The 18,438-nt window shown below is 71.9% G+C and carries 16 protein-coding genes, 4 tRNA genes and 1 pseudogene; 12 read left to right on the forward strand and 9 right to left on the reverse strand.

Annotated features, from left to right (window positions below; genetic code table 11):
- Positions 1-33 precede the first annotated feature (33 nt).
- From H300_RS0110355 to H300_RS0110365, 3 genes are all read left to right on the forward strand, one after another.
- Complete coding sequence (locus H300_RS0110355) at positions 34-1,638, forward strand: M28 family peptidase (protein ID WP_486583689.1); 1,605 nt, start codon at positions 34-36, stop codon at positions 1,636-1,638.
- Between the two features lie 244 nt (positions 1,639-1,882).
- Positions 1,883-2,179 carry a type II toxin-antitoxin system VapB family antitoxin gene (locus H300_RS0110360; protein ID WP_028427380.1) on the forward strand — a complete coding sequence of 99 codons (297 nt, stop codon included), beginning with the start codon at positions 1,883-1,885 and terminating at the stop codon, positions 2,177-2,179.
- A gap of 174 nt (positions 2,180-2,353) precedes the next feature.
- Complete coding sequence (locus tag H300_RS0110365) at positions 2,354-3,013, forward strand: LytR C-terminal domain-containing protein (RefSeq protein ID WP_037979865.1); 660 nt, start codon at positions 2,354-2,356, stop codon at positions 3,011-3,013.
- A gap of 49 nt (positions 3,014-3,062) precedes the next feature.
- On the opposite strand, the gene upp is transcribed toward H300_RS0110365, so the two are convergent.
- Positions 3,063-3,698 carry a uracil phosphoribosyltransferase gene (gene upp, locus H300_RS0110370; protein WP_028427382.1) on the reverse strand — a complete coding sequence of 212 codons (636 nt, stop codon included), beginning with the start codon at positions 3,696-3,698 and terminating at the stop codon, positions 3,063-3,065.
- Between the two features lie 100 nt (positions 3,699-3,798).
- Between upp and H300_RS26140 the strand changes: the two genes are divergently transcribed.
- The 7 genes from H300_RS26140 (at position 3,799) to H300_RS0110405 (ending at position 8,098) form a co-directional block, all read left to right on the forward strand.
- The gene (locus H300_RS26140; RefSeq protein ID WP_037979867.1) at positions 3,799-3,981 is read left to right on the forward strand and encodes a hypothetical protein; all 183 of its coding nucleotides are present in this window, start codon (positions 3,799-3,801) and stop codon (positions 3,979-3,981) included.
- 201 nt (positions 3,982-4,182) lie between these two features.
- The gene (locus tag H300_RS0110380) at positions 4,183-4,725 is read left to right on the forward strand and encodes a tRNA adenosine deaminase-associated protein (RefSeq protein ID WP_028427383.1); all 543 of its coding nucleotides are present in this window, start codon (positions 4,183-4,185) and stop codon (positions 4,723-4,725) included.
- 18 nt (positions 4,726-4,743) lie between these two features.
- Complete coding sequence (gene tadA / locus H300_RS26145; RefSeq protein WP_078515880.1) at positions 4,744-5,247, forward strand: tRNA adenosine(34) deaminase TadA; 504 nt, start codon at positions 4,744-4,746, stop codon at positions 5,245-5,247.
- Between the two features lie 10 nt (positions 5,248-5,257).
- Positions 5,258-5,344, forward strand: a tRNA-Ser gene (locus H300_RS0110390).
- A gap of 350 nt (positions 5,345-5,694) precedes the next feature.
- On the forward strand, positions 5,695-5,856 hold the full coding sequence (locus tag H300_RS31830; RefSeq protein ID WP_199779167.1) for a hypothetical protein: 162 nt from the start codon (positions 5,695-5,697) through the stop codon (positions 5,854-5,856).
- 207 nt (positions 5,857-6,063) lie between these two features.
- The gene (locus H300_RS0110400) at positions 6,064-6,855 is read left to right on the forward strand and encodes a SigB/SigF/SigG family RNA polymerase sigma factor (RefSeq protein WP_028427384.1); all 792 of its coding nucleotides are present in this window, start codon (positions 6,064-6,066) and stop codon (positions 6,853-6,855) included.
- 211 nt (positions 6,856-7,066) lie between these two features.
- Complete coding sequence (locus tag H300_RS0110405) at positions 7,067-8,098, forward strand: RNA polymerase sigma factor SigF (RefSeq protein WP_028427385.1); 1,032 nt, start codon at positions 7,067-7,069, stop codon at positions 8,096-8,098.
- 301 nt (positions 8,099-8,399) lie between these two features.
- Here H300_RS0110405 and H300_RS0110410 read toward each other — a convergent pair whose 3' ends face one another.
- Positions 8,400-8,609: a hypothetical protein gene (locus H300_RS0110410; protein ID WP_028427386.1), complete on the reverse strand. Its 210-nt coding sequence runs from the start codon at positions 8,607-8,609 to the stop codon at positions 8,400-8,402.
- A gap of 203 nt (positions 8,610-8,812) precedes the next feature.
- Here H300_RS0110410 and H300_RS0110415 point away from each other — a divergent pair.
- Positions 8,813-10,312 (forward strand): annotated as a pseudogene (locus H300_RS0110415) (MDR family MFS transporter); the annotation flags it as partial.
- A 122-nt stretch (positions 10,313-10,434) separates the two neighbouring features.
- Here H300_RS0110415 and H300_RS26150 read toward each other — a convergent pair.
- The 5 genes from H300_RS26150 to H300_RS0110445 all read right to left on the reverse strand — a co-directional run bounded on the left by H300_RS26150 (position 10,435) and on the right by H300_RS0110445 (position 16,904).
- Positions 10,435-12,597 carry a glycosyltransferase family 39 protein gene (locus H300_RS26150; protein ID WP_051269899.1) on the reverse strand — a complete coding sequence of 721 codons (2,163 nt, stop codon included), beginning with the start codon at positions 12,595-12,597 and terminating at the stop codon, positions 10,435-10,437.
- The gene (locus H300_RS26155; RefSeq protein ID WP_106966797.1) at positions 12,594-13,964 is read right to left on the reverse strand and encodes a dolichyl-phosphate beta-glucosyltransferase; all 1,371 of its coding nucleotides are present in this window, start codon (positions 13,962-13,964) and stop codon (positions 12,594-12,596) included. Before H300_RS26155 ends, H300_RS26150 begins: the two co-directional genes overlap by 4 nt.
- Complete coding sequence (locus H300_RS26160; protein WP_486583690.1) at positions 13,916-15,604, reverse strand: sensor histidine kinase; 1,689 nt, start codon at positions 15,602-15,604, stop codon at positions 13,916-13,918. The genes H300_RS26155 and H300_RS26160 overlap by 49 nt, the downstream gene beginning before the upstream one ends.
- Positions 15,605-15,702: 98 nt before the next feature.
- A complete protein-coding gene (locus H300_RS0110435; protein ID WP_028427388.1) occupies positions 15,703-16,431 on the reverse strand; it encodes a response regulator transcription factor in 729 nt (242 codons plus the stop codon).
- A gap of 399 nt (positions 16,432-16,830) precedes the next feature.
- Positions 16,831-16,904 (reverse strand) — tRNA-Met (locus H300_RS0110445).
- 212 nt (positions 16,905-17,116) lie between these two features.
- On the opposite strand from H300_RS0110445, the gene H300_RS31455 reads away from it, so the two are divergent.
- Entirely contained in the window at positions 17,117-17,278 is a 162-nt protein-coding gene (locus tag H300_RS31455) for a hypothetical protein (protein ID WP_158678347.1), read from the forward strand.
- 508 nt (positions 17,279-17,786) lie between these two features.
- On the opposite strand, the gene H300_RS0110455 is transcribed toward H300_RS31455, so the two are convergent.
- Both H300_RS0110455 and H300_RS0110460 read right to left on the reverse strand, forming a co-directional pair.
- A tRNA-Arg gene (locus tag H300_RS0110455) sits at positions 17,787-17,859 on the reverse strand.
- A 270-nt stretch (positions 17,860-18,129) separates the two neighbouring features.
- Positions 18,130-18,219, reverse strand: a tRNA-Ser gene (locus H300_RS0110460).
- Positions 18,220-18,438: the final 219 nt, after the last annotated feature.

The raw sequence follows: 18,438 nt of genomic DNA on the forward strand, positions 1-18,438 counted from the left end.
TACTCCCGTCGTTGCACCACGGAAGGACTGCCTGTGCCCTCATCCATTCGCGGCATCCGCGGCATCCGCGGCAGACACCGTACCCTGGCCGCACTCGCCGCCGCCGCACTCGCCACCCCCCTGCTGGTCGCCACCACCGCGGCCCCGGCCGCCGCGGAGGGCGACCCCGCCCGCGAAGGCCAGAAGCTCGCCGGGCAACTCGTCAAGAAGACGAACGCCCGGAGCGCCATGAAGCACGTCAGGGCGTTCCAGTCGATCGCCGACGCCAGGGACGACAACCGGGCGGCCGGCACCCGCGGGCACGAGCTGTCCGCCAAGTACGCCGGCACGCTGCTCAAGCTCGCCGGCTACGAGGTGACCTACCAGGACTTCGAGTTCACCTTCCGCGAGACGGTCGCCGAGCGGCTGACGGTGCTCGGTCCGGACGAGCGGGACGTGCCGATCACGCTCATGACCTACACCGACAGCACCCCCGAGGGCGGCATCGAGGCGCCGCTCGCCGAGGTGCCGATCGACGAGGACGGCACGACCGGCTGCACCGCGGAGGACTTCGCCGCCGGTGTGTTCGACGGCCGGATCGCACTCGTCCAGCGCGGTGGCTGCACCTTCGCCGAGAAGCAGGCCGCCGCCGCGGAGGCCGGTGCCGCCGGCGCCCTGATCTACAACAACACCGAGGGCGAGCTGAACGGGACGCTGGGCGACGCGGACGCCGCCCGGGTGCCCACCGGCGGGCTCAGCCAGGCGGACGGCGACGCGCTGTCCGAGCAGGTCGCGGCGGGTGAGGTGTCGGTGAACCTGGAGCTGATCGAGTTCCAGGAGGAGCGCACCACCCCGAACGTCATCGCCGAGACCCGCGGCGGGGACCCGGACAACGTCGTGATGCTGGGCGCGCACCTGGACTCGGTAGCCGACGGCCCCGGTATCAACGACAACGCCTCCGGCTCGGCGGGCATCCTGGAGTCGGCGCTCCAGTACGCGAAGGCCACCAAGCAGTGGCACCCGCGGGCGAAGCAGCCGGCGAACAAGGTCAGGTTCGCCCTGTGGAGCGCCGAGGAACTCGGCCTCCAGGGCGCCGAGCACTACGTCTCGGACCTGAGCGACGCGGAGCGCGCACGCATCGCGCTGTACCTGAACTTCGACATGATCGCCTCGCCGAACTACGGCCTGTTCGTGTACGACGGCGACGACTCGGACGGTGTCGGCGAGGGTCCGGGCCCGGAGGGATCGGCGCAGCTGGAGTACGGCATCAACACGTTCATCACGTCACGCGGGGAGGAACCGCGCGGCACCGACTTCACCGGGCGTTCCGACTACGGGCCGTTCATCGAGGCCGGCATCCCCTCCGGCGGCACCTTCACCGGCGCCGAGGGCATCAAGACCGAGGCCCAGCAGAAGCTGTGGGGCGGCGAGGCCGGGGAACCGTACGACGCCTGCTACCACCTGGCCTGCGACGACCTCGGGAACATCGACACCACGGCGTTCGACGTGAACATCAAGGTGATCGCGGACGCCGTCGGCACCTACGCCTGGAGCACCGACGCGCTGGACGCGGAGGTCCCCTTCGTCCCGACCGACGGCGACGAGGGCAGCGGAGGCGGCCTGCACGACGGCCACGACCACGAGCGCGCAGCGGAATAGCACCGGCAGTCGTCGGGCGGATCGGCCGGGACGCGTGACGCGACTCCGGCCGGCCCGCCCGACGCGTCCCGGCCCGGCGCGCGTGGCATCCGCACTCCCGCCCCGCACCGACGCTCCCGGCACGGCAGGGCGCCGGGCGGACCCCGGCCGGGCCACCGGTCCGTACCGGGATGCGGGCAATGGCCGCTTTTGCTCGGGCGTGACAGGGCTGCACCCGAAGCCTCCGGCCCGGTAGGCTTTCCGTGTGATCTTCAAGCGAATCGGAAACGGTCGGCCGTATCCCGACCACGGCCGGGACAGCACCCGCCAGTGGGCGGATGTTGCCCCTCGCCCGGTGCGCCTTGACCAACTGGTCACCACCAAGGGCCAGCTCGACCTGGAAACGCTGCTCGCCGAGGACTCCACCTTCTACGGCGACCTTTTCGCCCACGTCGTGAAGTGGCGGGGCGACCTCTATTTGGAGGACGGGCTGCACCGCGCGGTCCGGGCCGCGCTCCAGCAGCGCCAGGTGCTGCACGCGAGAGTGCTCGAACTCGGCTGAGCCCGGCCGTCCCACCTCCCCGCGGCTCGTCCGGGCTCCGGCGGTCAGCGCCACGGCGCCGTACGGCCCCGCGCGGGGCCGTACGGCCGACAATGTGCCCCTTTGGGGTTGGCTTGCCCCGCATCCATTGATCATTTAGTAGGCACTGTTCGTCCGCCGGGCTACCCTGCGCATATGAGCATGCTGACGCCCCCTGGCATGGGCGGTGAGTACCGCATCACGGGTGACCGCTACCCCCGTATGCGACGGCCCCGCGGCCGCCGCAGACTCGTTCTGGGCTCCCTCGCCACGGTCACCGCCCTGGGCCTGGCGGCCTGGGGGACGGTCCAGCTCGTCGACGTCTTCACCGGAGGGGGCGGCAGTACGCGAGTGAGCGCCGCCGCGAACGAGTGCAAGCCTTCGGTCGCCCCCGCCGAGCAGAACGGACCGGAGCGCCCCGAGGCGGCGCCCGAGCCGGACGCCGTCACGGTGAACGTCTACAACGCCACGCCCCGCAGCGGCCTGGCCCAGAAGACGGCCGACGCGCTGGAGAAACGCGGCTTCACGATCGGCGAGATCGACAACGCCCCGCCGGAGCTGGACAAGAAGGTGAAGACGACCGGCCTGCTGTTCGGCACCCCGGAAAGCAGGGAGCAGGGCGCCTTGGCCGTGCTCGCCGCCCACCTGGACGACCCGGAGGTCGAGACGGACGCCGCTCGCGAGGGCAAGGCCGCGAAGAGCGTCGACCTGGTGCTCGGCGACAAGTGGAAGGCGCTGGCCGCGCCGCAGAGCGCCGCCAGCGCCGTGGCCGCCCTGACCCAGCCCGCGCCCTCTCCCTCCGCGACCCCCTGCTGAACCGCGGGTCCCGCCGGTCCGCCCCGGCGATCCGGGGCGGACCGGCCGCTCAGCCCGCGGTGCCGTACATCCGGTCGCCCGCGTCGCCGAGCCCCGGCACGATGTAGCCGACGTCGTTGAGCCGCTCGTCGACGGCGGCCGTCACCACCGTCACCGGGGTGCCGGACAGCTCGCGCTCCATCAGCTCGACGCCCTCCGGCGCGGCCAGCAGGCAGATCGCCGTGACGTCGTCCGCGCCGCGCGAGATCAGCTCCCGGATCGCCGCGACGAGGGTGCCGCCGGTGGCAAGCATCGGGTCCAGCACGTAGACCTGGCGTCCGGAGAGGTCGTCCGGCATCCGGGTCGCGTAGGTGGACGCCTGGAGCGTCTCCTCGTCGCGGATCATGCCCAGGAAGCCGACCTCGGCGGTGGGCAGCAGCCGCACCATCCCGTCGAGCATGCCGAGGCCGGCCCGCAGGATCGGCACCACGAGCGGCTTCGGGTGCGACAGCCGCACCCCGGTGGTCGCCGTGACCGGGGTGCGGATGTCGACCTGCGCCGTGCGCACGTCCCGGGTGGCCTCGTAGGCGAGCAGGGTCACCAACTCGTCGGCCAGCCGGCGGAATGTGGGGGAGTCGGTGCGCTCATCGCGCAGCGTGGTGAGTTTGTGTGCCACCAGCGGGTGGTCGACGACGTGGGTCCGCATCCTTCGACAGTATCCGAGCGCCCTGTGACCAGGGTCCCTGCGGTGGCACGAAGGCACGGGCACGGGGGAGACTGGGGGCACACGCCGGAGGTGAGGCCCTATGTCCAGCCCCAGGGAACGCGGTCTGGCCAGCGGTTCGGTGGACGCGGACCGCCTGCGCAAGCGGGCGCTGTTCCTGCGTGAGTTGAGCGAGGCCAAGGCGCTGCGCGAGCGGGTGCAGCCGCGCCGCGCCCGGGCCGCCCGGATGCGCCAGCAGATGCGGATGCGCACTTTCCGGTGGTGAGCGAACGGCCGTCCGGCGCCCGGTTCCGGCGCTCCGGAAGGTCCCGGCCCGGCAACGGGCGCACAACCGATCCGCAAACACCGGCCCGACTCATGGCCGAAGACCTCTCGCCGGGCGGTTGTTTCTGTCACGATTCCGGTGGAGCGGGGCGTCGCCCCTCTTGAGCACTCGGGAACGCCGGAAACCAGTGGGAGAGTCACGGTGTACTTCGCCGCACTGCTCGCGCGCACCGAAGAGGGTTGGGCAGCGAGCGACACGGAACTGGACGAAGTGGAGACCCTCGCCGATCTCGCCGACCTCGCCCGCGAGGCGGCGGGCGAGGACGAGACGGTGCTGATCTGCATCGAGCAGGAAGGTGTGTGGTTCGGTGTCGTCCGGGTGGACGGCGAGGACGACCCGCGTATCTACGTATCCAACGCAGCGGCCGCCGCCCGCAGCTCGTACGGCGAGATCCTCCTCACCGACGAGCTGCTGGGCCGCGACCCGGAGGGCCCCGAGGACCTGGACAGCCTCGTCGACCTCGACGGCACCGAGGACGGCGAACCGGACGGGAGCGGCGGTGCCGACTCCGCCGAGGACCCGGCCGGCGGCGCCGCAGCGCCCGAGGGACCGGTCGGGGACGTCGCGCTGCTGTCCGACCTCGGCATGGAGGAGAAGGCGCTGCTGTCCCTTCCCCCGGAGGAGGCGATCGGCGAGATCGCCGACGCTCTCGGCTGCACGGACGTGCTGGAGGCGGTCCGGTGACCGGGTGAGACTGGGTTCATGACGTACGACCCCCTGCGCGACCCCTGGACCGCGAGCATGCGGCTCGCACTCACCGAGGCGTCGCTGGCCGCCGCGGCCGGCGACGTCCCGGTCGGTGCCGTGGTCCTGGCGCCGGACGCGACGGTCGTCGGCCACGGCCGTAACGCCCGGGAGGCGTCCGGCGACCCCACGGCGCACGCCGAGGTGCTCGCGCTGCGGCAGGCGGCCGCCGCCCTCGGCGAGTGGCGGCTGTCCGGCTGCACCCTGGTCGTCACCCTGGAGCCGTGCACCATGTGCGCGGGCGCCCTGGTGCTGGCCCGCGTCGACCGGGTCGTCTACGGCGCCGCCGACCCGAAGGCGGGAGCCGCCGGTTCGCTGTGGGACGTGGTGCGCGACCGCCGGCTCAACCACCGCCCGGAGGTGATCGCCGGCCTGCTCGGCGAGGAGTGCGGGTCCCTGCTCACCGGCTTCTTCCGGGACCGCTCGGGGGCGGATTTCGGCACACGGCCCCCCGTGGGCTAAGCTTGCTCACGGTAGCGTGTCCGAGCGGCCGAAGGAGCTCGCCTCGAAAGCGAGTGAGGGGGCAACTCCTCCGTGGGTTCAAATCCCACCGCTACCGCTCTCAAGCAGCGCGAACGAAGGGCCGGACCCGGCAGGGTCCGGCCCTTCGCCGTACGTGCGCCGCCGCCCGTCCCCGGCAAGGCCCCTCCGCAGCGCCCTGCCTCGTGCGGCCCTCCTCCCCGCTCCCGTGCCCTACATCCCGGCCCCACTGGCCGGCGGCTGCGGTCCGCGGACCGCACAACCCCCGCCCGTTCCACGGTTCACCGCTTTCACACCTCCCAATTACCCGGCGAAGAGCACCGCTTGGCGGCGCTTTGCCCCAACATGTCCGGATCGCGGCACGCGATCATCCGGTTAGACTCGCGCGACTGCACAGCAGATCACGGCAGCCCCGGGGAGGCGGCGACGGTGGACATCAAGAAGATCGCGCTCTACATCGTCATCGTCTTCGTGCTGTACACGATCATCACCTCACCCACCCGCGCGGCGGATTTCGTCCTGGTCGGATTCGAGGGCATCTCCAGCGCGGCGCAGGGCGTCGGCGACTTCATGACCGAACTCGTCAACTGAGGACCGCCGGCCGCTCCGGCCGATTAGCCCAGCCGATCGATTCTCCACCGAACGGCCCCCACCGGGAAGCACCGAGCCCGGCGGGGGCCGCTTCCGTGTCCGGGGCCCATCAACACGGAGTCATGCGGTGCTTGCTTATCGCGGCCATGAATTGTGATGCTATGACCGCTTTTGCAGGCTGATGACACAGGAAAGGGGTGGGGAGACGTGGCGGCGACGCAGACCCGCGAGAGCCGCAGTGCCACGACCAGGGCGCTGACCCAGGCCCTGTTCGCACAGTTGTCGGAGCAGCGGCCGGGCACCGCGGAGCACGACCGGGTACGCGGCGCCCTCATCGAGGCGAACATCCCGCTGGTGCGCTACGTCGCCGCGCGCTTTCGCAGTCGCAATGAGCCGATGGACGACGTCGTCCAGGTCGGCACCATCGGGCTGATCAACGCCATCGACCGGTTCGACCCCCACCGCGGGGTCCAGTTCCCCACCTTCGCGATGCCCACGGTCGTCGGCGAGATCCGGCGCTACTTCCGCGACAACGTGCGCAGCGTGCACGTGCCGCGCCGGTTGCACGAGATGTGGACGCAGGTGAGCGCCGCCACCGAGGACCTGACGGTGCAGCACGGCCGCTCGCCCACCACCGCGGAGATCGCCGAGCGGCTCCAGCTCTCCGAGGAGGAGATCCTGGCCTGCATCGAGGCCGGCCGCGCCTACCGGCCGACGTCCCTGGAGGCCGCCCAGGAGCGCGAGGACGGCCGCCCCGGCATCATCGACCGGCTCGGCTACGAGGACCCCGCCCTGGACGGCGTGGAGCACCGCGCACTGGTGCGCCACCTGCTCGTCCAGTTGCCCGAGCGGGAGCAGCGCATCCTGCTGCTGCGGTACTACGGCAATCTGACCCAGTCGCAGATCAGCGACGAACTGGGCGTCTCGCAGATGCACGTGTCCCGGTTGCTGTCCCGGAGCTTCGCGCGCTTGCGCGCCGCGAACACCATCGACGCCTGACGGCCGGCGCTTCATCAGTTCGAGCGATCGGGATCACGCCAACCCCGGCCGACCTGTGCAGTTTTATCGACATGGCACTACATCGCGTTGCTGACTTGTGACATTCTGCGAGAACCGCGTTTGCGACGGCGGCAGTGCCGGTATTCAGGTGAGGGTGCTGTCTCGTCCCGTAGGCAGTCGCTGCGACCCGTCCGCGACCCAAGGGGGTGGCATGTCCGTAGAACTGGGCAGCTCGAAGGTGCTCACCGACGTGATCAGTACCGAAGCACCGCACAACGGCCTGTCGGATGCCGAGGTTTCCCGACTCGAGGACCCCTCGTTGCTCTCCGGCCCCCCGGTCCCCGGCGCCCCGGAGGCGGCTCCCGTGCTGCTGTCCGGGCTCCCGGGCCTGCCCGGCGGTCTCGGGGAGCCGGGTGCCGCCGGTGGCTCGGCCGCGCTGAACTCCGCCGGCGCGGCGCCCGTTCCGGCGGACGGCGGTCCCCTCGACACCCGGACGCTCTCCCGCTCGCTCTTCCTGCGGCTCGCCACACTGGGGCCGGACAGCACCGAACGCGCCTACGTGCGGGACACCCTGATCGAGCTGAACCTTCCGCTGGTGCGCTACGCCGCCGCCCGGTTCCGCAGCCGCAACGAGCCGATGGAGGACATCGTCCAGGTCGGCACGATCGGGCTCATCAAGGCCATCGACCGTTTCGACTGCGAACGCGGCGTCGAGTTCCCGACGTTCGCGATGCCGACGGTCGTCGGGGAGATCAAGCGCTTCTTCCGCGACACCTCGTGGTCGGTCCGGGTCCCCCGCCGGCTCCAGGAGCTGCGGCTGGCGCTGACCAAGGCCAGCGACGACCTCTCCCAGCAGCTCGACCGCTCGCCCACCGTCCCCGAACTCGCCGCCTGCCTCGGGGTGTCGGAGGAGGACGTGGTGGACGGCCTGGCCGTGGGCAACGCCTACACGGCCAGCTCGCTCGACTCCCCCTCCCTGGAGGAGGACGGCAGCGAGGGCTCGCTCGCGGACAGACTCGGCTACGAGGACGCCGCGCTGGAGGGCGTCGAGTACCGCGAGTCGCTCAAACCGCTGCTGGCCCGGCTGCCTTCCCGGGAGCGGCAGATCATCATGCTCCGCTTCTTCGGCAACATGACCCAGTCGCAGATCGGTGAAGAGGTCGGCATCTCGCAGATGCACGTCTCCCGGCTGCTGACCCGCACCCTCGCCCAGCTGCGGCAGGGGCTCGTCTCGGAGGAGTGACGGCCCGCTCCACTCACCGGCAGAGGAACTCCACCGCTCGATCGAGCCCGTACCCCCGCAGCCGGCCGCCCGCACGGCACCGCCACCGGACGGCAGCAGGCGTACGGGCCGCACGTCGTCGGCAGGACGCCCGCACGGGCGTGCCCCTACCGACCGACGGCGGTTCGTCGTGCGCCGCCGCAGGAGCGGCGCTCACGCGGCCCGGTCAGCGACGCCTACCCGCTCGGCACCGCTTTCATCCCCGCGTACGTGCCCGTCCCCGCGGGGGGGGCACGCCGCGACGGGCCCCGGCCGGATCAGGTCAGGAGACGGCGATCCAGGCCACCACGGCGACCACGGCGATCGCCACGACCACGGCGGCGATCAGGCCGATCCGGGGTCCCCCGGCGGCGGCCGGAGCCGCCGGGCGCTGCGGCGCGCCCTCGTCGACGAAGGCGCGGAACATCTGGGTGTTGCCGGCCGGGTCCGGGTTGCCCTCGGGGCCCTGCGGGTTCTGGGGATTGTGAGCCATGTGCGCGACCTTAGCGAACCCGCCGAGCCGACGGCATCCCCGGTCGCTTTAAGCATTATTTGCCCGCGCGGCCCGGTTTCGGCTTGGTACCGACTCCCCCTCGTCCGTATAGTTGCTTAGAGCAACAAACTATGGAGGAACTCAGGGTGAGCACCACGACAGCGGAGACTCTCGGTCCACCGAAGGGCGCCGAAACACCGGGAATGACCCACCGGCAGATCATGGAGGCGCTCTCCGGCCTTCTGCTGGGCATGTTCGTCGCGATCCTGTCGTCGACGGTGGTCTCGAACGCGCTGCCCGAGATCATCGCCGACCTCGGCGGCGGTCAGGGCGCGTACACCTGGGTGGTCACCGCGTCCCTGCTGACGATGACGGCCTCCGTCCCGCTGTGGGGCAAGCTCGCGGACCTCTTCAGCAAGAAGCTGCTGGTCCAGATAGCCATCGTGGTCTTCGTCCTCGCCTCCGCGGGCGCCGGGCTGTCGCAGTCGACCTCGACGCTCATCGGGTTCCGCGCCGTGCAGGGCCTCGGAGTCGGCGGACTCGTCGCCCTCGCCCAGGTGATCCTGGCCGCGATGATCTCCCCACGGGAGCGCGGGCGCTACAGCGGCTACCTCGGCGCCACCTTCGCGGTGGCCACCGTCGGCGGGCCGCTGCTCGGCGGGGTCATCACCGACGCCTCCTGGCTCGGCTGGCGCTGGTGCTTCTACGTCGGCGTCCCCTTCGCCGTCGCCGCCTTGATCGTCCTCCAGAAGACCCTCAACCTGCCGGTGGTCCGCCGGGAAGGCGTCCGGATCGACTGGGCCGGCGCGCTGCTGATGGCCTCTTCGGTCTCGCTGCTGCTGATCTGGGTGACACTCGCCGGCGACTCGTACGCCTGGATGTCCTGGCAGACCGTCACCATGATCGCGGGTGCACTGCTGCTCGGCGCCCTCTTCCTGGTCGTCGAGCAGCGGGCGGCCGAGCCGATCATGCCACTGCGGCTGTTCCGGAACCGCACCATCACCCTGACCGCGCTGGCCTCGATGTTCGTCGGTATCGCGATGTTCGGCGCGACCATCTTCCTCAGCCAGTACTTCCAGCTCGCCCGCGGCCACTCGCCCACCGAATCCGGGCTGATGACGATCCCGATGATCGCCGGACTCTTCCTCTCCTCCACGGCCTCCGGCCTGATCATCACCCGTAACGGCCGCTGGAAGGTGTGGCTGGTGACCGGAGCCGTCGGTGTCACCGCGGGCCTCGGCCTGCTGGGCACCATGCGCCACGACACCCCGTACTGGCACGTGGCCGTCTTCATGGCCATGCTCGGACTGGGCATCGGCATGATGATGCAGAACCTGGTGCTGGCGACCCAGAACCAGGTCTCGCCGGCCGACCTCGGCGCGGCCAGCTCCGTGGTCACCTTCTTCCGCTCGCTCGGCGGCGCGGTGGGCGTCTCCGCCCTCGGGGCCGTGCTGGCCACCCGGATCAGCGGCTACGTCGAGGACGGACTCAGCAAGGCCGGCATTCCGGCCGGCGGCGCCGCGGACGGCGGCATCCCCGACCTCGACACGCTCCCCGGCCCGGTCAGGGCCGTCGTCGAGAGCGCGTACGGGCACGGCATCGCGGACATCTATCTGTTCGCCGCACCGGCCGCCCTGCTCGCTCTGGTGTGCGTGCTGTGTGTCAAGGAGGTCCCGCTGCGGACCACCTCCGGAATGGAACAGGTCAAAGCGGACTGAGTCCGGAACGGCACCGCACGGCGGCACGAGGCGGGCGGCCCCGGGGTACCTCGCCCCGGGACCGCCCGCCTCGTGCGTGCGCAGAACGCGGCCGCGGCGTACGGGCTTCAGTCCAGCGGGTCGGTGAGGTCGTAGAGCGTGGTGCCGTCCTCCAGCACCACCTCGGTGAAGTGCTCCGCGGCCCAGGCGCCGATCTCCGCCCCCTCACCCCGGTCCGACCCCGGGCCACCGCGCGAACCCGCTCCGTCCGCAACGGCGCCCGGCGGTGCGCCGCCGGGCCCGGGGGACCCCGTACCCTCCGCGTCACCGGAGGCGGCGGACGTCCCGGAGCCGATGAACCAGTGGACGTGCCCCTCGGCCACGTACTCCCTGAACTGCTCCAGGGTCGGCGACGGGTCGCTGCCGTTGAAACCTCCGATAGCCATCACCGGTTCCTCGGTAGCCAGTTGATAGCCGGCACCGCTCTGCGCACCGACGGCCGCAGCCACCCAGGTGAAACGCTCCGCGTCCGTCTCCAGTATTCGCTCGGTCTCCTCACCCACCTCGGCCGAATCCAGCAGTCCCCCGGGGCCGCCACCACGCCCGGGGCCTCCCGTCCCATCCGGGTCGGGCACGTTCCTGCCCGTGCCGTCCCTGCCGGGACCGTTCCCGCCCCCGTCGGGCGCACCCCCGCCCTGGCCGGTGCCGCCCGCGGGCGGCACCCCGCCCGCACCGCCGGCGCCACGGCCGCCGCCGTCCCCGGCGCGCCCCGCGCCGCCCGTCGAAGGTCCGGCAGTGACGAGGGACCCGGTGTGCGGCGTACCGACGGTGTCCACCGCGTAGGCGGCGGGACCGGCCAGCCCGGTCAGCAGGACCGCGAGCAGCACGGTGATCGAGGTTCTGCGGCCGAGCGGGGGACGGCACGCGGCGCGGCGTCGCAGCACGGCAGCGGCCGGCAGCGCCGCCGACGCTGCCACGCCCCCTACGAGCACCGCCCAGCGCAGCCACGGCAACCAGTCCGGGGTCCGCCCCAGCAGTACGAAGGACCAGCCCGCGGTGACCGCCACTGTCAGTGCAAGGAACGCGGCAGCCGAGACCCGGGCGCGCCGTTGCCACAGCAGCGCACCGCCCGAGCCCACCAGAGCGGCGATATAGGGCGCGAGAGCGACGGTGTAGTACTCGTGGAAGATCCCCGCCATGAAGCTGAAGGTCAGCACAGTACTCAACAGCGCACCGCCCCACAGCAGCAGCGCCGCGCGGCCCGGATCGGAGCGCGGTGCACGTCGGGTCACCACCAGGCCGCCGGCCAGCAGCAGCAGTGCGGCCGGCAGCAGCCAGGAGATCTGGCCGCCCGTGGAGTCGCTGAACAGCCGCGCGACGCCCGTCTCCCCCCAGCCGCCTCCGCGCCCGCCGACGCTTCCGGTCTCCTCGCCGTTGAGGCGGCCCAGGCCGTTGTAGCCGAAGGTGAGTTCCAGGAAGCTGTTGCTCTGCGATCCGCCGATGTACGGACGGGATTCGGCCGGCCAGAGTTCGACCAGGGCCACCCACCAACCTGCGGAAAGCACCATCGCCGCCCCTGCGAGGAGTAGCTGCCCGATCCTGCGGCGCAACGGCGCCGGAGCGCAGACCAGGTGGACCAGCACGGCGGCGGGCAGCACCAGCCAGGCCTGGAACGTCTTGGTCAGAAAGGCCGCACCGAAGCAGAGCCCCGCCAGAACCAGCGGCCGGGTGCGGGCTTCCTCCTGCGCCCGCAGGACGCACACCAGCCCGGACACCACCAGCAGGCACAGCAGCGCGTCCGGGTTGTTGAAGCGGAACATCAGCGCGGCGACCGGTGTGAGGGCGAGTACCGCACCGGCGAGCAGGGCCGCGCCGGAGCCGACCCGGCGGCGCATCCCGGCGTAGAGCACGGCCACGGTGGCCACGCCCATGAGCGCCTGCGGCGCCAGGATCTGCCAGGAGCCCAGTCCGAAGAGCCGCACCGAGAGAGCCATCGGCCACAGCGCGCCCGGCGGCTTGTCCACCGTGATGGCGTTGGCAGCGTCCGACGAGCCGAACAAAAAGGCCTGCCAACTCTCGCTGCCCGCCTGGGCAGCTGCCGAGTAGTAGGAGTTGGCATAGCCCGAGGCACCGAGGCCCCAGAAGTGGAGCACCGCGGTGGCCAGCAGGAGAGCGCTCAGGGCGAGGCGCTCGCGTGTCATCGGGAGTCGTGCGGTGCGGAGCCGGGCGCCGCGGCGGGACGTCGTACGGTCTCGGCCGACGGCTGCGGCTCCGGGGACGGCGGCGCTCATGCGGCGTCACCTGCCCGAGCGGGCGGTACGTCGGCCTCGCGACCGGGCAGCGTGCCGACTGCGACACCGGTCGCCGTCCGGGCCGGCCCGGACAACTCCCCGGTCGCCGCGGTGGGCGGCTCATCGATCCGGGCGTCCGGGAAGACCCAGGCGCGCAGGAGGAGGAAGCGGACCACCGTCGCGGCCAGGTTCGCGGTGACCAGGACGGCGAGTTCCGTCCCGCGCCCCGGCTCCGGGGCCGCGCTGTGCAGCGCGAGCAGCGAACCACTGCTCAGGGCCAGGCCGATACCGAACACCACCAGGCCCTGCGCCTGGTGACGGAGCACCCGCCGACGGCCGCGCACCCGGAAGGTGAACCGCCGGTTGGCCGCGGTGTTACCGAGCGCGGCGAGCAGCAGTGCGAGGGCGTTGGCGGCCTGCGGCCCCACGCCCGGTCGGAAGAGGGAGTACAGCGCGAGGTGGGCCAGGGTGCTGAACGCGCCGACCGTGCAGAAACCGATCAACTGCCGAGCTAGTCCGCCCGATACGCCGGCCACGGCGCCGTCACGGGGGTCGTCGCCGAAGGGGCGCCGCAGCCGGTCCACCGGCAGCGCGCCGACGGCCAGCGCTCGGCCCACCCGACGGATCCCGCGCAGGTCTGCGAGTACCGTGCGCCGAATGTCGACCCGGCTGTCGGCGTCGTCGACCCAGTCGACCGGGACCTCGTGGATACGCAGCCCGGCGCGCTCGGCCAGTACCAGCAGCTCCGTGTCGAAGAACCACTCGCGGTCCTCCACCAGCGGGAGCAGCCGGTGGGCCACGTCGGCGCGGACCGCCTTGAACCCGCACTGCGCGTCAGAGAACCGCGCAGCGAGCGAGCTGCGCAGCAGCAGGTTGTAGCCGCGCGAGAGGATCTCGCGCTTCGGCCCCCGGACGACGCGGGAACCACGGGCCAGTCTGCTGCCGATGGCGAGGTCGGAGTGCCCGGAGATGAGCGGGGCGACGAGCGGCAGCAGGGCGTTCAGGCCGGTCGACAGGTCGACGTCCATGTAGGCCAGCACCGGTGCGTCCGAGCCCCGCCACACCGTCCGCAGCGCCCGTCCGCGGCCCTTGGCCGCCAGCCGGACGGCCACCACCTCCGGGTAGCGGTCCGCCAGCTCGACGGCTACCTGCGAAGTGCGGTCGGTGCTCGCGTTGTCGGCGATGGTGATCCGGAAGGGGTAGGGGAACTGCGCGGTGAGGTGGGTGTGCAGCCGGTGCACGCAGCGTTCGAGGGTGTGCTCCTCGTTGTGGACCGGGACGGCGACGTCGAGTACCGGAGCGCCGTCCGGCCCCGGCGTCAGGTGGTCTCGGGCGGGCAGGGCGCCCGGCGGGATGTCGGTTCGCATGGGAACGACCCTGGTCGGCTTGGCTGTCCCACCGGTGTGCGCCGGCTGTGACCCTGCTGTGAGTCCCCGTCGCCCGCCCCCGCAGCGGCTCCCACACATCCGCCCTCCTCGGCGGCCGCCGGCAGCCCGCCCTCCTCGGCAGCCGGGAGCTCGACGGTGAAGACCGTCCGCCCCGGGCTGCTCGCCGCCTCGACCCGACCGCCGTGCGCGTCCACCACCGCGCGGACGATGGCCAGTCCGAGCCCTGTGCTCCCGCGCGCCCGCGAGCGGGAGGCGTCGCCGCGGGCGAAGCGCTCGAAGACGTGCGGCAGCAGGGACTCGGGGATGCCGGGGCCGTCGTCACTCACCCGCAGCACCGCGAGGCCGCCGCGGCGGTGCACTGCCGCGGCGACGGTCGTACCGGCCGGGGTGTGGCTGCGCGCGTTGGCGAGCAGGTTGGCCAGTACCTGATGCAGCCGGTCCGGGTCGCCGCGCACCACTACCGGGACGGACGGCAGTTCCAACCGCCAGTGTCGTCCCACGTCGGCCGCTCGGGCGTCCGCGAGGGCGTCGACGAGGAGCGGCACCAGATCGGTGCGGGCCGATTGCAGTGGACGGCCCCCGTGAGGCGTCGGAGCGCCCTCGTCCAGCCGGGCGAGCAGCAACAGGTCCTCGACCAGGCCCGTCATCCGCACCGCCTCGGCCTCGATACGCCCCAGCGCGTGCGCGGTGTCCGGGCCGGGGCGCTCCGGGCCGCGGCGGGTGAGTTCGGCGTACCCGCGGATGGAGGCCAGGGGGGTGCGCAGCTCGTGCCCCGCGTTCGCCACGAACCTGCGTACCCGGGTCTCGCTGCGCTGGCGGACGTCGAGGGCGGATTCCACGTGTCCGAGCAGCCGGTTCAGGGCGCTGCCGACCTGACCGACCTCGGTACCCGGATCCGTGTCCCGGGCCGGCACCCGTTCGCGCAGCAGGACCTCGCCCTCGTGCAGGGGGAGTTCGGCCACCCGGGTCGCCGTCGCCGCGACCCGGCGCAGCGGCCGGAGTGCGATCCGCACCACGGCCGCGCCGGCGAGTCCGGCAGCCACCAGCCCGGCTGCGGCCACACTCACCTCCGCCGCCACCAACGTGCCCACGGTGTCCTGCACCTCCTCCAGGGGAAGACCGACGAGCGCCTCGCCCTTCTCCGTGGTGACCGCCGCCACCCGGTAGTGCCCGAGGCCGGGCACGTCGACCGTGACCGGTGCGGACACCGGCCGTCGACCGTTCCCGACCGGCGTACCGTTCCGCTCGGCGGTGGAACCGGTGCGGAGGTCGTCAACCACTGCCTCCACCGCTGCGCCGAGCGCCTCCAGTTGCTCCGTGGTGAGGCTGCGGGCGGTGGTGCCCGCACTCCCGCCGTTTGTCCCCGGCTGCACGCTGACCTCACCACGGCTCGCCTCTCCGGCGTCGAGCCGGGCGCCGAGCGTGCCGACCCGCTGGCCACCGGCCGTGACGAAGCCCAGCCGACCGCCGGCACCGGGAGGCTCCGGACCGTCGACCGGCCCGGGCGCGCGGCGGCCGAGGTCGGTCACCTGAGCGTCCAGCTGGTCCTGGAGGTACGAGCGGAGCGCGAGCGTGGTGACCGCGCCGATGACGGTGGCGACCACCGCGAGCAGGAGCACCGCGGAGATGACCAGCCGGGTACGCAGCGATCGGCTTCCCCACCATCCCCGCGTGCGCCGCCCCGGTGGTCGCTCGCGTCCGGTGGTCGGTCCGCCGCTCACTCGGCCGGCCGGATCAGGTATCCCGCGCCGCGGCGGGTGTGGATCATGGGTGACCGGCCCGTGTCGATCTTGCGCCGCAGGTAGGAGATGTACAGCTCGACGACGTTGGCCTGGCCGCCGAAGTCGTACGACCACACCCGGTCCAGGATCTGCGCCTTACCGAGGACCCGACGCGGATTGCGCATCAGGAAGCGCAGCAGTTCGAACTCCGTCGCCGTCAAGCGGATCTCCGTACCGGCCCGCCGCACCTCGTGGCTGTCCTCGTCCAGCACGAGGTCCCCGACCACCAGGAGGGCCTCGTCCACCCGCGCGGTGGCGCCGCTGCGACGCAGCAGGCCGCGCATCCGGGCGACGACCTCCTCCAGACTGAACGGCTTGGTGACGTAGTCGTCACCTCCTGCGGTCAGACCGGCGATCCGGTCCTCGACCGCGTCCTTCGCGGTGAGGAACAGCACCGGAACACCCGGCACCTCCCGCCTGAGCGAGCCCAGCACGGTGAGGCCGTCGGCATCCGGCAGCATCACGTCCAGCACGACAGCGTCCGGACGCCACTCCCGTGCGCAGCGCACGGCCTGCGCCCCGTCGCCCGCGGACCGGGGCGCGAAGCCCTCGTAGCGAAAGGCCATGGTGAGCAGTTCGGCCAGGGTGGCCTCGTCGTCGACGACCAGCACCCGCAGGGGGCTGCCGTCCGGCCGACGCAACAGGGGCGCGGAAGCGTGGTCCATGGGGACAGGCTGGCCGGGGGGAATGAGAGAAAGCTGAGAACGCGCTGTCCACCGGCTGTGAATGCCGCGAGCAGACCCGCAGTCATCGCGGCCCGGGTCCGTTTCCGGCCGGTCCTCGCAGCGCGCCGGACACGGCGTCCCGCCACGGACCGGCGGCGGGACGCCGTTCCCGCAAGCGGCGGAGCCTCCGCAGGCCCTCGGCGCTCGCTCTCACCGTCGCCCGCGGCGAGTGGTCGGTGAGCAGCGTCCCGACCGTGCGGTCATCCTGTTCTGCACGCCGCGGGCCGTCGGCACCGCCGTCCTCCGGGCGCACGGCTCCCCGCCGTGCACCCGCGGGGGAATCCGCACCGCACAGCACCGAAGGCCCAGCAGCAATGCTGCTGGGCCTTCGGCAACGAGTAGCGGGGACAGGATTTGAACCTGCGACCTCTGGGTTATGAGCCCAGCGAGCTACCGAGCTGCTCCACCCCGCGTCGACATGTTCAACTCTACGCGACTCCCGCCACGGAGGGAAATTCACCTCCCCACACGCCGCACGCCATAGATCGCACCTCCCCGCACTGTCACCGAGGGGAAGGGCTTCGGCACTCTCGTCATCGAACCCGGCACGTTGCCCTGACCCGGCCCGCCCGCTCCGCCGACTGGCTCGTCACCGAGACGGTGCCCGGCACCGGCGGGGACCACCGTGCAGCACTGGGCCGCCCAGGACGTCCACCTGTTCGGCGTCGGCCGCGAGGACACGCGGGTCACCGTCGTCACTCTCGGCGAGAGGGGAACGCTGGACACCGCACCGGTCAGGGGCTTCCACAAGACCATGCGGACCGCCCTGCACAAGCTCAGCCACTGAGCCACGAACGCGCGGCGGGCGGCCTCCGGGGCCGGTCCGTGCAGGGGACGGCCCGGCCCGGGTACAGCGACCTGGCGTTCACGAAGCAGCGCGTGGTTGTGCGCAAAGGGTCCACGGACGTCTGTACGGTTCAGGGCATGCTGCGACTTCGCCACCGCGACACGGTCAGCGGTTCAGCGCGTCGGCGAGTTCGCCTTCGCCCTCGGGGCTACACGGCTTCATCACACGAACGCCGCTCGCGGTCACCACAAGGCCGAGGCAGGCGCAGCCGGATCGCCGATGACAGCGCGGCCGGGCTGCCGTCGCGATCCGTCAGCCGGCCACCGGCCGCTGCACCGAGCGCCGTTCCCGCTGTGATCGAACTGGACAGCCAGGCGAACCCCTCCGCCATCGACCCCCGGAGCACGAGGACCTCGACCAGCGAGTGTGCTGAGATCCATAAGCAAGATCATGTGAGGAACTGCGAGAGGCCCCGTCTCTCACCGAGAAAGAAAGGGCCTCTGAACTGCGCGCTCGGCAGGATTCGAACCTGCAACCTTCTGATCCGTAGTCAGATGCTCTATCCGTTAAGCTACGAGCGCTGGACTGTCCGGCGTGTTCCTGCCGGTCGGCGTTGCGGGAACAACATTACATGACCCGTGCCCTGAGGTGAAATCCGTTCAGCAGACCACCCCTGGCCTGCGACGATGCGCCTTCACGACCTCCGACGGACGGGGTGCGGAGCCCTCACGGACGACGCGCTCCGCAGCCGTCGGCGCACTGGTCGGGAGGCTGGTCCATAGAGGCACGGACCCGGAAACGCAAGAGCCCCGACCGGCGTGGTCGGGGCTTTGGCGATCATGAAGATCGAGCGGAGGCTCCGGGATTTGAACCCGGGATGGGGGGTTACCCCAAACCGCATTAGCAGTGCGGCGCCATAGACCAGACTAGGCGAAGCCTCCAGCACACCGCGCGCTCGGCGAAGTGTGTGCAGATGATGGCACAGGTTCGGTTGCCCTCACCAATCGCGGACCACACTACCCGGCGGGCAGCCTCCCGGGCAAAGCACTCGGGCCCCGGGAACGGTCGCCCCCCGGGGCCCCGCAACCGGCCGGTCCGTCGAGTTGCGCAACGGACTGCGGGGCGGAGCGTTAGCAGGGAGTGGGGCATCCTCCGATCCC

The sequence above is a fragment of the Streptomyces sp. TAA040 genome (assembly GCF_000424845.1).

Excerpts from the sequence above, each read along its gene's own strand:
- tadA (WP_078515880.1), top strand. The coding sequence starts at position 4,744 with ATGACGTACGACCCCCTGCGCGACCCCTGGACCGCGAGCATGCGGCTC.
- upp (WP_028427382.1), bottom strand. The coding sequence starts at position 3,698 with ATGCGGACCCACGTCGTCGACCACCCGCTGGTGGCACACAAACTCACC.
- H300_RS0110410 (WP_028427386.1), bottom strand. The coding sequence starts at position 8,609 with ATGGCTCACAATCCCCAGAACCCGCAGGGCCCCGAGGGCAACCCGGAC.
- H300_RS0110405 (WP_028427385.1), top strand. The coding sequence starts at position 7,067 with ATGTCCGTAGAACTGGGCAGCTCGAAGGTGCTCACCGACGTGATCAGT.
- H300_RS0110435 (WP_028427388.1), bottom strand. The coding sequence starts at position 16,431 with ATGGACCACGCTTCCGCGCCCCTGTTGCGTCGGCCGGACGGCAGCCCC.
- H300_RS26155 (WP_106966797.1), bottom strand. The coding sequence starts at position 13,964 with ATGCGAACCGACATCCCGCCGGGCGCCCTGCCCGCCCGAGACCACCTG.
- H300_RS0110365 (WP_037979865.1), top strand. The coding sequence starts at position 2,354 with ATGAGCATGCTGACGCCCCCTGGCATGGGCGGTGAGTACCGCATCACG.
- H300_RS26140 (WP_037979867.1), top strand. The coding sequence starts at position 3,799 with ATGTCCAGCCCCAGGGAACGCGGTCTGGCCAGCGGTTCGGTGGACGCG.
- H300_RS26150 (WP_051269899.1), bottom strand. The coding sequence starts at position 12,597 with ATGAGCGCCGCCGTCCCCGGAGCCGCAGCCGTCGGCCGAGACCGTACG.